The organism is Flavobacterium sp. OHVDL-2026-0007 (genome assembly GCF_059882335.1).
Window position 1 is genome coordinate 2,602,684 of record NZ_CM187612.1, and the last position, 12,648, is coordinate 2,615,331.

The following is a 12,648-nucleotide window of genomic DNA, read 5'->3' on the forward strand; positions in this document are numbered from 1 at the left end:
CTATTTAGTTCCCGTTTCATGTTTTATCTCTGAAAAGAAATAAAACATGAAATAAGACTATAAGTCGAACTGTAGAAGAAAAACTGAAACTAAACAACATGAACTCTCTATTACTTCCTACTTATTTTCCATCGATAAGCCACTTCGCAGTAATGGCTCAATCTGAAAATATTACTTTTGAAATGGAAGATAATTTTCAGAAACAAACCAACAGAAATCGTACTTATATCTACAGTCCAAACGGAATTCAGTTACTGAACATCCCCGTTAAACACGCTAAGACCCTACATCAAAAAACGAAAGATGTTCTTATCGAGAATGAATTCGACTGGCAAAAACAACACTTTAAATCCTTAGAAGCATCTTACAGAAGTTCTCCTTTCTTTGAGTTTTTCGAAGACGACCTTCGACCTATATTTGAGAAACAACATACTTTCTTAATGGATTTAAACCTAGAGGTTCTAGCCATCACTACTAAGTGTCTACGTATGAAATTAGCCTTTGACAAAACCACCGAATACTTTCATGAAGCAACAGACGTTGCTGATTTTAGGCATTTGGCTAACGGAAAAAAAGACCTCAATTCATTCGAAAAATATACCCAGGTATTTGATGACAAACATGGTTTCATCAACAACTTAAGTGTTTTGGATTTACTTTTTAATGAAGGTAAATTTGCCATGGATTACTTAAAGACCCAAAAAATACTATAACTCCTTTAAGGTAAAACCCAAAACGAGTACAGCACTTACTTTTCCTACCTAGTTTTCGTAGGTAAAAATCAAACAGCATAAGCATTTTTTATTGGTGTCCAACATCTGGCAATTCAACTACAGTTTTCTCTAAGAAGCAACAGTTAAAAATCCACATTGCTTAGAGTCCTATCGTCCAGCACTCCCGAAGCGCTCAAAAAATCTTTCTAACGCCCCAATTAAAAAGCTGACAATACCCTTATCCCCGTAAACAAAAAGAGAGCATTTCCTTTTAAGAAATACTCCCTTTTTATTAAAACTCATGCTATTTTACTTGGCACCTGCTGGGCATTTCTCTCGAATAAATTGCATAAATGTATCCGACAAATGTTTCCTTGTCCCTTCCCCTTCATAAATACTATGTGCGCGATTTGGGTAGATCATCAAATTAAATACTTTATCATACTTAACCAATTCATTTATCAAAACTTCTGCATTTTTATAATGTACGTTATCATCGCCTGTCCCATGAATATACAGCAAGTTCCCTTTTAAGTTCTTAGCATATGTTACCGGTGAGGCTTGAATATAGGCCGCTTCGTTTTCGTCTGGCAATCCCATATAACGCTCGGTATAAATATTATCATAAAAATGTTGATCCACAACAGCAGCAACCGCTACTCCTGTTTTGTAAATCTCAGGATATTGAAACATTAAATTTAAGGTAACAGCGCCACCTCCACTCCAACCATGGACTGCAACTCTATCGGCATCGATAAACTTCCATTTTACAATCTCTTTGGCAGCCATAGCCTGATCGCGTGTATTGATAATTCCTATATTTTTATAGATAGACTTTCTCCATTTTGTCCCCTTCAATACCGGAGTCCCTCTATTATCTAAAGCAATTCCAATATATCCCTGTGGAATCAATTGATCGATAAACCCATTGAAGTAAGGCGTATCATTGGCCACAGAGCCCGCTGGCTCCCCATACACATAAAAAAACAAAGGATATTTTTTACTAGAATCAAAATTGAGAGGCTTTGCCATGATTCCATCCAGCTCCACACCATCAACGGTAGTCACTTTGAACTTTTCCAAAGAAAAATTACGCTTGGGAGCTTTAAAATCATCTGACTGCTGTGGTAGTACTTTTTTATGATCTCCCACCGAAACCAATCGTATATTACGCTCACGATTGATATTCATATTGGTATGTTTAGCATAGGATCCATCCGTAGAAAATTCATACTGATTGGTTCCCTCAAATTCTGCTGGAGTCAATCTTTTTGTTTTACCCGAATTTAAATTCGTTTCATATAAATAACGTTGTGTGGCATCTTTAGGACTCGCTATATAATAAATGGACTTTGTTTTCTCATTATAAGCTCTAAAATAAGCATCAAACGCTCCAGTAGTCACCAACTGCTTCTTTTTTCCATCACTGCTAATCTTATACACCTGCATCCAGCCACCAGCATCTGAACTCCATAAAAAAGCTTTCCCATTGTCCACGAACTGACAAGGAAAAGCGTCATATACTCCCGAGGTCATATCAAAAACATCAATCCACTCCGCTGACTTTTCTTGGTATATCAAATTGGCTTTCCCGGTCTGCGTATTGCAATTATATACAGAAGCTTGATTTTGTTTTCTATTGAGTTGCACCACCTTTACTGCATCCTTAGCCACCCACTGCATACGAACCAAATAATTATTATCTGCTTCACCTGGAATATCCAGCCATTTTGTTTGCAGACTTGTAATATCAACCACTCCAATTTTCACAGAAGAAGGTTTTTCACCTGCCTTCGGATATTCCACAGGAACAACAAAAGGATACAAAGCATCCGTATTATTAATCATCAAATGAAATTTAGTCTGAGAAGCGTCTACACGCCAAAAAGCAATACTTTTTCCATCTGGACTCCAACGAAATCCATCACGAGCAGCCAGTTCTTCTTCATAGACCCAATCAAACGTTCCATTGATCACCTTATCTGTTCCATCAGTGGTTAATGCTGTTATTTTCCCTGAATTTAGATTTTCCACATAAATATTATGCTTGGACACATAAGCCACATTTTCATTATCATTGGAGAATTTAGCAAACATCAAAGAGGACTCTTCTAAATTTGCCCCAAGTTTCTTCCCTTTTCCGGTTGTCAGATCAAAAAACCAATAATCTCCTTTGGTATTGGCTCTCCATACTTTTTTCGAATTGGTATAAACCAATACTTTTGTTTTGTTCTGATTCCAAACCAAATCTTCTACAGCCCCCTTGAATCCCGCTTCTTTTAATTGTTGATCCGTTAACACAACCGTGTTTTGATCCAGTTTGTCCACATCATAAACTGAAATATTCCCTTGTGAATTGACCCAGAATGAATGCGAATTAGGCAGCCATTGTAAGGCATTAATATTGATCTCCTTCTGCGCCCAGATTCCAGAGCAAACAAAAAAGAGTAGAAAAAAGTACTTTTTAATCATGGTTTATTGGTTTTGTATTAATAGTTCTATTGCTTCAATTTCAATGGGTATTTCCTCAGATAAATTAATATTGCCATCCTCTGTCAATACATAATCATTTTCCAAGCGACAACCAATTCCTTCTTCTCTAATGTAAATTCCAGGTTCGCAGGTAAGCACCATTCCTTTTTCGAACGGTCTACTATACAAGCCCACATCGTGAACATCCAATCCTAAATGATGTGCAGTTCCATGCATGAAGTATTTTTTATAAGCGGGATTATTAGGATCCTGACTCGCTATTTCCTCTTGAGTAATTAAACCCAACTTCACCAATTCTGCTTCCACTAGACTTGCCATTTGCAGTTCGTAATCTTTGGACAGCACACCTGGTTTTAGAAGTTTAGCCCCTTCTTTTAAACAATGTAAAACGGATTGATACACCTCTTTCTGTCGAGGCGAAAAGGTTCCACTCACAGGAAGACAACGGGTGATGTCTGAATTATAATTGGCGTAACAAACGCCGAAATCTACCAAAATCATCTCCCCTTCTTTACAAACTGAATCGTTGGTATTATAATGCAGCGCACAGGCATTTTTACCAGAAGCTATAATCGGTTTAAAAGCATGACGATTTCCACCATTCTTTACATATTCATAGGCTAATTCAGCTTCCAACTCGTACTCTTTCACATTAGGCTTCAGCGCTTTTGACAAGGCTTTAAATCCCTTGACACTTATAGCAACAGCCTTTTGAATAAGTTCAATTTCTTCCTCCGATTTGATAGGCCGTAACTCTCGGGTAATTTTAGCCACACGCTCGTATTGATGTAATGGGTATTTTTGTTTACACCATTGAATCATTCGATCTTGACGGGTGTTCATCTCTGAAGTAATTCTCTTGATATGTTCGTTGTGTCCCAAATAAAATGTATCCGCTTCAAAGGCAAAAAGTTGTATTGCCTTTTCAAATTCATGAATCCACTTCACATTCTTGATTCCAGAAATAGCCGACACTTTTTCTTTGGTTAAAAAATCACCATCCCAAATTAACGTATGCTCACTGACTTCCTTCACAAATAAAACAGCTCGGTTTTCTTCTTTAAAAGCATCAGGATAAAGTACTAATATGGTTTCGTCCTGCTCAATTCCACTCAAATAAAACAAATCATTGTTTTGCGCAAAGCCCATCACATCATCAGCATTATTAGGCATGACATCATTTGAAGTTAGAATAGCCACACTGTTACTTTTCATCTTTGCCACAAACTGTTTGCGGTTGTTTTCGAACAAAGAAACCGGAATTGAATCGTATCTCATTTTTTTTTATTAAAACATTTTAGCATTTAAAGAAATGGTTTTACCCAAAATAATTTTACCTCTCATTTTGGCCTTTGGAAGACTCAATACTCACACCTCTTCACACAAAACCAAATTTACACATTTTTTTGTACCGTTGACATAGACCTCCCAAAGCCTTTGAAAAACCAAAACAAGTACCTTATTATTCAAAGATCGCCCCTTTACTTCTAGCTAGAAGGAGGGAACTATTTACCCCTAAAAAAGAAAAAACAAATGGTATAATCAAGAGAAAACAAAAATCAGTGTAGACGCTACTTAAGAATGCCGACACTTTAGGGAAACAATATATAACATGGAAATAAACACTATCGCTTATACCTATTATTCCATTGAAAGTATGGTCATAATAGGATAATGATCGGAGTTCTCAAAATCAGGAAAACTTTCGAATTTCTTCACCTTCATTTTACTATCAGCAAAAATGTAATCAATTCTCGCTGGATAGTAACGGAACTTATAAGTCGCTCCAAATCCTTCGCCAGCCTCTTCGAAACTGTCTTTTAGTTTTCCTTTGATATTGCGATAAACGTATGAAAACGGGCTATTGTTCATATCCCCACAAATAATGATAGGATAGGTACATTGCTTCATATTTTCTTTAAAAATCTGCGCTTGCTCTTGTTGCTGTCTAAATCCTTTGCTTATCCTAGTGTAAATCAGTTGTGATTTTTGTTGATTCACATTGTCAATATTCTTGGAAATATCGCTCACATCTGGAGAAATTTTAATCGATTGCAAGTGCATATTGTATACTCGAATAACGTCCTTTCCACGCTTGATATCGGCGTAAATGACATTGTTATCGGAATTAGGAAAAATCATTTTCCCTTGGAATATAATAGGAAATTTAGAAAAAATAGCCTGACCTGTTTTAATCTGATTGCCCTCTATAAAGATGTAACGATGCGGATATACTTTTAAATCCAGATGAGCTGAATTTGAATATTCTTGAATACACAGGATGTCCGGATCTTTTTCGTCTATAAACGCTTTTATATTCGAAGGAATATCATCACGGTCCAACCATTTAAATACATTAAAAAGACGCACATTGTAACTCATTACGGAGAAATCCTTATCACTTTTAACATACTCTGTGGCCGAGAACTTATAGAACTTACTAATAAAAGTAATTCCCGTTAACAAAACCAAACCAGATAAAATAAGACGCTTTTTAAACTGAATTGCCCAGTACACAAAGAACAAACCATTGAGCACAAAAAACACAGGCATAAACAGTGTTAATACCGATAAAAGTGGAAAACTCTTAGGAGCCAGAAAAGGTAAAACATAGATACTAAAAGTCAATACAGTTAATACTATATTCAAAAAGAACATCATTTTATTAAACCAAGAAAGGTTCTTCATATTCTTTTATTAGAAAGGATTATTTTCCAGCTTTAAACAAAAATTCTTTTTCTTCCTTAGTCAAACAATCATAACCAGATTGGCTAATTTTATCCAAGATCTCATCAATTTGCTGTTGGGTTTTGTCCTTGGTCACAATTCTTGAAGTCGTTTTCTCTACAGGCTTTTGGTACGTCTTATGTACTTTGGTAAAAGGAGTCGAAGGCGACTTCTTAAATAAGTTCGCAAAGAAACCTACTGTACCAGAAACTACTTTACTTAGGTCGGTGCCATTCTGAAGCAATTTAATGAAAATAAAGCCAAAAACGGCTCCAGCTAAATGCGAAATATGACCACCCATATTGCCTGTACGAAATTGCATCAAATCCAAAACCAAAATCACCCCGGTAATATGCCACAGCTTTACATTCCCCACGAGCATCAAACGTACACTCATCAAAGGTTGATAAGTCGTTGCCGCCACCAAAATAGCCATAATTGCGGCAGAAGCCCCCACTATAGAAGCAGACAAGCCTAAAAAATAAAAACACCCAACAAAGACCATCCCCGAAAAAATAGCACTTAAGATATACAATCCCAAATATTGCTTTTGAGTGAAATAAGTCAAAAATAAGGTGCTCGCAAAATTCAACACCATCATATTAAACAACAGATGCAAAAAGCCATCATGAAAAAAAGCGTAAGTCAAAAAGGTCCAAGGTCTAAATGCAAAAACTTCTGGATCCGACGATAAGGCGATCCAACTTGGAAAAGCAAATTGTCCGGTGGTAAATTGATAAAAGAATATCAGAGAAATTAAAAAGCAAGCAATGTTCCAATAAATAACACGCATGGCAATGCCTCCTAATTTATACTGTAATTTCAAATCGTCCAGAATATTCATAAAGCTTTTTTTAGGTTTTATATTCGATCTTAAAATTAAAAATTAATTCCAACGATTACTATTAAACTGATTCTTTTTCCAGTACCACATGATTAAAAAACCAGTAATAGCTCCTCCAACATGAGCAAAATGAGCTATACCAGTACCTCCGCTTCCAAACAAAGAGCTTCCTCTAAAACCTAAAAACAAATCGACTGCTAAAATTCCTGGCACAAAGTATTTGGCCTTAATAGGCACAGGAATAAACATAAGCGCTAATTCAGCATTAGGAAACATAAAAGCAAAAGCCGTTAATAAACCATAAATAGCCCCTGAAGCTCCTACTACCGTACCTAAATACGCATCTGTAAAACTTCTAAATTCCGAAACAGAAACTATGTCCTGCCATCTTGTATCGATTTTACCTTCACTTAAAAGTTTCAAGATATCCTCTTTATGATAGCCATTGGCCATCAAAACATTCAACGTATCCTGAAAAGAATAATAATTTACAGCCGTATGCAAAAGGGCTGCACCTAAACCACATGAAACATAAAAAAACAAAAACTTTTTACCACCCCAGAAATGCTCCAAGGCAGATCCAAAAGATACCATGGCAATCATATTAAAAGCAATATGCATAATACCGCCATGCATAAACATATGAGTAAGCAGTTGCCAACCTTTAAAATTTGGATTTTCTGGAAAAAACATCGCCAAATACTCGTACGAAACGGGTACTAACTGTGAGCCCAGAAAAAAGATAACATTGATAATCAATAACTGTTTTACTACGGGAGTCATATTCATCATAAGGCAAACTTTTTATCTATATCTTCCACACGCATGGTGATGAAAGTAGGTTTCTGAAAAGGTGAAATATTAGGATCTTTACAAGCAAACAATCCGTTTACTAAATTATCTTGTTCTTTTTCGGTTAAATAAGATCCTGTTTTAACCGCTAAACTTTTGGCCATCGATTTGGCTATCGTATCATTCTGGCTATAACTACTAGCTGGAATTCCATCCTGTAAATCACTCAACAACTGTTCGATTACTAATGAAACTTCACTCTCGGTTATATTAACTGGAATACCCGAAATCACGATATGATCGTTTTTTGACTCATCAAAAACAAAACCAGTAGTCGCTAAGGAAGGTTTTAGCTCTTCGATCAATTCCATCTCCCCTGAGGAATAAAACAAATCCAAAGGAAACAGCAATTGCTGACTCAATGCTTGATTTACGGTCATGTTAAGCAAAAACTGTTCGTACAAAATACGCTGATGCGCACGCTGCTGATCCACAATGACCATTCCTGACTTGATAGGCGAAACAATATATTTTTTATGAATCTGATAGGTTTTATGAACCGCTTGTTCTACATCTTCTTCATTGAATAAAGACGAAGTCACCTCTTCATTTTCAAACACAAAAGGCGAACTTTCTATCGTATCAGTTTCCAAACCTACATACAAACTTTCCCAGCTTGCAGTCGGTTCTACTCTTTTAGAATAACTTCCGTAAGAATTTGATCCCGAACTAAAACTAGCACTAGCACTGGAATTAGATCCAGAGTTTGATCCGAAACTTGATTTGGTATAATGTTGATTGGTTTTATCGTCTGTAAAGGGATTAAAGGTTCCGTCCACTTGAATCGTAGGCGTTTCAGCCTCTACATCTTTATAATGATAGGGTGTGTCTAAATTGGCATCTCGGTCAAAATCAAGCACCGGTGCCACATTAAACTGTCCCAAACTATGTTTTATCGATGCGCGTAAAATAGCATACAAGGCTTGCTCATCATCGAATTTAATTTCCGTTTTAGTTGGATGAATATTAATATCAATGGTATTGGGAGGTACTTGCAGATACAAGAAATAACTCGGTTGAGAACCGTCTTTTAAAAGACCGTCGTATGCCGCCATAACAGCATGATGTAAATAACCACTTTTAATAAAACGATCGTTTACAAAAAAGAATTGCTCCCCTCTATTTTTCTTCGCAAATTCGGGCTTGCAAACAAATCCTTGTACATTAATGATCTCTGTATCTTCACTAACTGGAACTAATTTCTCATTGGTTTTACCTGAAAAAATCCCCACCACTCTTTGACGATGACCTGCTGCAGGCAAATTGTACATTTCACTTCCATTATGGTAAAAAGTAAAATGAATATTAGGATGTGCTAAAGCCACACGCTGAAATTCATCCATAACATGTCGAAATTCAACAGTGTCCGACTTTAAGAAATTACGCCTAGCAGGAATATTGAAAAACAAATTTTTAACTGCAAAGGAGGTTCCTTTGGGTAAAACCGCCTCTTCTTCCGACACAAACTTACTTCCCTCAATCACAATGTGTGTACCCAACTCATCTTGATCTTGCTTGGTTTTCATTTCCATATGAGCAATAGCGGCAATAGACGCCAATGCTTCTCCACGAAAACCTTTAGTAGCCAAGGCAAACAAATCTTCTGCCTGACGAATTTTTGAGGTGGCATGGCGTGCAAAACACAAACGTGCATCCGTTACGCTCATTCCTAAACCATTATCAATAACCTGAACTAAAGTTTTTCCGGCATCTTTAATAATCAATTTAATGTCGGTCGCTTTGGCATCAACTGCGTTTTCCAACAGCTCTTTTACAACTGAAGCAGGTCTTTGAACCACCTCTCCAGCGGCAATTTGATTAGCAACATGATCAGGAAGTAATTGGATAATACTCGACATTAAAAAATTGGGGTTAAAGTTTGTCCTTCGATTTCAAACAGACATGGTCCGAAAAAAACCTCAGGCTAATATTATTAATTCATTTCTGGTTTTTTAAACCAAGGTGTACAAATTTAAGGAATTTCTGTGGGGTTTTAGAATATCCATGGTCATAAAAAAAACAAAAAACCTATACTATTTTTACACAGTATAGGTTTTAGTATTTTTAAAACAAACGTGTTTTACTCTTTCTCAATCTTATATGGTTGTTCTTCAAGTTGAATCGCACCTGAAGACAACAATGGTTGATTAAATGGATGAGACATTGAAGCTTGTTGACGAATATACGCCATCTTTATAGCGGCAATCGCAGCTTCAGTTCCTTTATTTCCGTGAACTCCCCCACTTCTGTCAATAGATTGTTGCATGTTGTTATCGGTCAAAACACAGAAAATAACAGGAATATCGGTTTGAACATTCAAGTCTTTAATTCCTTGTGTAACCCCTTCACATACAAAATCAAAATGTTTGGTTTGCCCCTGGATGACACACCCAATAACAATAACCGCATCAACATTTTGCGTTTGTAGCATTTTTTTCGCACCATAAATCAATTCAAAACTCCCTGGTACATTCCAGCGAATAATTTGTTGAGCAGGAACTTCATTATCAATTAGCGCTTCAAAAGCTCCATTATAAAGTCCTTCAGTTATGGTTTCGTTCCATTCAGAAACAACAATCCCAAATCGAAAATTTTTCGCATTTGGGATCGTGTTTTTATCGTAGTCTGATAAATTTTTATTTTCGGTAGCCATCTTTATATTTAAGATTAGTGTTTAGACTTCAGATTGCTAAAATACAAATCTTAATCCTAAAATCTCAACTCTACTCGTATTTATTGTGCTAAACCAATCAATACATCAACAGCATTTGCTTCTGGAGTTGTATCGTAGTTTTCTTTGATATCTGTCAAGTATTTTAAAGCATCTTCTTTTTGACCTAAAGCCAAAGCTGTTTTACCTGCTTTTAATAAGAAACGAGGCGTTGTAAAATCGTTTTTATTCGATTCAGCTGCTTTTACATAAAACTCTAAAGCTTCTTTTTGTTGATTCTTTTGAGCATGAGCATCTCCAATTGCACCGATTGCTAAAGCATTAATAATAGCTTCTTCTGATTTGAATTTACTTAAATAAGTAATCGCTTCATCAAATTTACCCGTATTCAAATAGGCCATACCAGCATAATAGTTCGCTAAATTTCCAGCATCAGTTCCTGAATATTCATCAGCAATTTTCAAGAAACCGAATTTACCTTCAGCACCATTCAAAGCTAATTTATATAAAGAATCACTTGCCACACCTTCAGTAGCTTTTTTGAAGTTTTCTTGTGCAACAAACATTTCATTTGCAGCTTCGTCTTGCTTAGGTGCTTCAATGAATTTTTGGTAAGCCAAATAACCAATAGTAGCCACGGCAATACCAGCCACTAAACCAATAATGATTTTTTGATTTTTAGCAACCCAATCCTCAGTTTTTGAAGCCGTTTCATCTAATTTTGAAAAAACACCAGCTGTAGTGCTGTCTTTCTCATCAATGATCACTTGTTGTTCCTCATTTACTTCTTTAACTTCCTTCTCCTTTGGTGCTTTATATCCTCTTTTATTGTAAGTAGCCATTTAAAATTAATTTAGTGAACGGCAAAAATAAAATTTTTATTGAAACCAACGTAAAAAAAATCAACTTTCTATCTATTTTAAAAAAATAATTCATTAAACCACAACTTCCTTGCTAAATTGCCACAAAATAATTCATTGCCAAAAGCTCTAAAAAGCCTTTTATATCGATAATTTTCGATAATTTGCAGCCTCAAATTTTGATGTTCAACAGATATAACTTGGCCCAGCTACTACCGCAATTTTAGCCCCCGATTACACCAACCAACACCGTTTACAAAAAGCACAAACCAAATTTAGCGTCTAAACCCACTAAATCTAGAGTGTAAAAGGTGTCTACAAGGCTAAAATCAGCTACCAAAAAGTTATCCTAGAACATTATATTGTATTATATAGCGTCTTTAAAAAATGTATTTAAACAAAATTTCCTTATTCAATTATAAAAATTTCTCCGAAGTCAGCTTTGATTTTGATCACAAGATCAATTGTTTTGTGGGAAAAAACGGAATTGGAAAAACCAATGTGCTGGATGCCATTTATCATTTGGCCTATGGGAAAAGTTATTTTAATCCCCTAGCGGTTCAAAACATCAAACATGGCGAAGAATTTTTTGTCATCGATGCCGAATTAGAAAAAAACGAAAGAAAAGAACAGATCGTTTGTAGTTTAAAAAAAGGACAGAAAAAAATCTTAAAAAGAAACGGTAAAGCCTATGATAAATTTTCAGATCATATTGGTTTTATCCCTTTGGTCATTATTTCTCCTGCCGATCGTGATTTGATTATAGAAGGAAGTGAAACGCGTCGCAAATTTATGGATAGTGTCATTTCGCAATTAGACGCCACTTATTTGCACCAACTCATTCAATACCAAAAGATCATTGTGCAGCGAAATGCTTTACTCAAATATTTTGCACTCAATCACGTTTTTGACAACGACACCTTATCCATATATAATGAACAGCTGAATGTCATTGGCCAATCCATTTTTGAAAAACGAAAAGAATTCTTGGCCGAATTCATCCCTATCTTTAAAGTACATCATCATGCGATAACAGGATCTGAAGAAACCGTTCAACTGGTGTATGAAAGCCATTTATTCGAAAAAGACTTACTCACACTTTTACAGGAAAACATCAATAAAGATCGTGCGCTGCACTACACTAGCGTCGGCACCCATAAAGACGACCTATCCTTCGAGATCGATGGACATCCAATCAAAAAATTCGGATCTCAAGGTCAGCAAAAGTCATTTTTAATTGCTTTGAAACTAGCTCAATTTGAATTTCTAAAAAAACAGAGCGGTGTAAAACCCCTACTGCTTTTTGATGATATTTTTGACAAACTAGACGAAAATCGCGTCGCCAAAATCGTAGAAATGGTCAATAGTGACACTTTTGGACAACTTTTCATCTCTGATACTCATCCTGAGCGCACAGAAGCCATCGTTAAATCAACACATCAGAGCTACAAAATATTTAATTTATGATTTCTTTCAGAACTCAAAAAT

The 12,648-nt window shown here is 35.9% G+C and carries 10 protein-coding genes; 2 read left to right on the plus strand and 8 right to left on the minus strand.

Annotated features, from left to right (window positions below; genetic code table 11):
• The first annotated feature begins 98 nt into the window (after window positions 1–98).
• Window positions 99–713, plus strand: coding sequence for a WbqC family protein (locus AC51AA_RS10360; RefSeq protein WP_500702033.1), 615 nt, complete (start codon window positions 99–101; stop codon window positions 711–713).
• A gap of 309 nt (window positions 714–1,022) precedes the next feature.
• Here the strand turns inward: AC51AA_RS10360 and AC51AA_RS10365 are convergent, their stop codons facing one another.
• The 8 genes from AC51AA_RS10365 to AC51AA_RS10400 form a co-directional block, all read right to left on the minus strand.
• Window positions 1,023–3,185 (minus strand): S9 family peptidase, encoded by a 2,163-nt coding sequence (locus AC51AA_RS10365; protein ID WP_500702034.1) that lies wholly within the window; start codon window positions 3,183–3,185, stop codon window positions 1,023–1,025.
• Between the two features lie 3 nt (window positions 3,186–3,188).
• Complete coding sequence (locus AC51AA_RS10370) at window positions 3,189–4,484, minus strand: aminopeptidase P family protein (RefSeq protein ID WP_500702035.1); 1,296 nt, start codon at window positions 4,482–4,484, stop codon at window positions 3,189–3,191.
• A 363-nt stretch (window positions 4,485–4,847) separates the two neighbouring features.
• Window positions 4,848–5,894 (minus strand): endonuclease/exonuclease/phosphatase family protein, encoded by a 1,047-nt coding sequence (locus AC51AA_RS10375; RefSeq protein WP_500702036.1) that lies wholly within the window; start codon window positions 5,892–5,894, stop codon window positions 4,848–4,850.
• 19 nt (window positions 5,895–5,913) lie between these two features.
• Window positions 5,914–6,777: a rhomboid family intramembrane serine protease gene (locus AC51AA_RS10380; RefSeq protein ID WP_500702037.1), complete on the minus strand. Its 864-nt coding sequence runs from the start codon at window positions 6,775–6,777 to the stop codon at window positions 5,914–5,916.
• Between the two features lie 42 nt (window positions 6,778–6,819).
• Window positions 6,820–7,569 (minus strand): rhomboid family intramembrane serine protease, encoded by a 750-nt coding sequence (locus AC51AA_RS10385; protein WP_500702038.1) that lies wholly within the window; start codon window positions 7,567–7,569, stop codon window positions 6,820–6,822.
• A complete protein-coding gene (mutL, locus tag AC51AA_RS10390; RefSeq protein WP_500702039.1) occupies window positions 7,566–9,488 on the minus strand; it encodes a DNA mismatch repair endonuclease MutL in 1,923 nt (640 codons plus the stop codon). Before mutL ends, AC51AA_RS10385 begins: the two co-directional genes overlap by 4 nt.
• Before the next feature lie 221 nt (window positions 9,489–9,709).
• Window positions 9,710–10,282 carry a 6,7-dimethyl-8-ribityllumazine synthase gene (gene ribH / locus AC51AA_RS10395; protein ID WP_500702040.1) on the minus strand — a complete coding sequence of 191 codons (573 nt, stop codon included), beginning with the start codon at window positions 10,280–10,282 and terminating at the stop codon, window positions 9,710–9,712.
• An 80-nt stretch (window positions 10,283–10,362) separates the two neighbouring features.
• Window positions 10,363–11,142 carry a tetratricopeptide repeat protein gene (locus AC51AA_RS10400; protein ID WP_500702041.1) on the minus strand — a complete coding sequence of 260 codons (780 nt, stop codon included), beginning with the start codon at window positions 11,140–11,142 and terminating at the stop codon, window positions 10,363–10,365.
• Window positions 11,143–11,547: 405 nt separating this feature from the next.
• On the opposite strand from AC51AA_RS10400, the gene recF reads away from it, so the two are divergent.
• Entirely contained in the window at window positions 11,548–12,627 is a 1,080-nt protein-coding gene (gene recF / locus AC51AA_RS10405; protein WP_500702042.1) for a DNA replication/repair protein RecF, read from the plus strand.
• Window positions 12,628–12,648: the final 21 nt, after the last annotated feature.

What these genes read in the sequence shown, in the direction of transcription:
- AC51AA_RS10360 (WP_500702033.1), top strand. Translation starts at nt 99, where the DNA reads ATGAACTCTCTATTACTTCCTACTTATTTTCCATCGATAAGCCACTTC.
- AC51AA_RS10365 (WP_500702034.1), bottom strand. Translation starts at nt 3,185, where the DNA reads ATGATTAAAAAGTACTTTTTTCTACTCTTTTTTGTTTGCTCTGGAATC.
- AC51AA_RS10370 (WP_500702035.1), bottom strand. Translation starts at nt 4,484, where the DNA reads ATGAGATACGATTCAATTCCGGTTTCTTTGTTCGAAAACAACCGCAAA.
- AC51AA_RS10375 (WP_500702036.1), bottom strand. Translation starts at nt 5,894, where the DNA reads ATGAAGAACCTTTCTTGGTTTAATAAAATGATGTTCTTTTTGAATATA.
- AC51AA_RS10380 (WP_500702037.1), bottom strand. Translation starts at nt 6,777, where the DNA reads ATGAATATTCTGGACGATTTGAAATTACAGTATAAATTAGGAGGCATT.
- AC51AA_RS10385 (WP_500702038.1), bottom strand. Translation starts at nt 7,569, where the DNA reads ATGATGAATATGACTCCCGTAGTAAAACAGTTATTGATTATCAATGTT.
- mutL (WP_500702039.1), bottom strand. Translation starts at nt 9,488, where the DNA reads ATGTCGAGTATTATCCAATTACTTCCTGATCATGTTGCTAATCAAATT.
- ribH (WP_500702040.1), bottom strand. Translation starts at nt 10,282, where the DNA reads ATGGCTACCGAAAATAAAAATTTATCAGACTACGATAAAAACACGATC.
- AC51AA_RS10400 (WP_500702041.1), bottom strand. Translation starts at nt 11,142, where the DNA reads ATGGCTACTTACAATAAAAGAGGATATAAAGCACCAAAGGAGAAGGAA.
- recF (WP_500702042.1), top strand. Translation starts at nt 11,548, where the DNA reads ATGTATTTAAACAAAATTTCCTTATTCAATTATAAAAATTTCTCCGAA.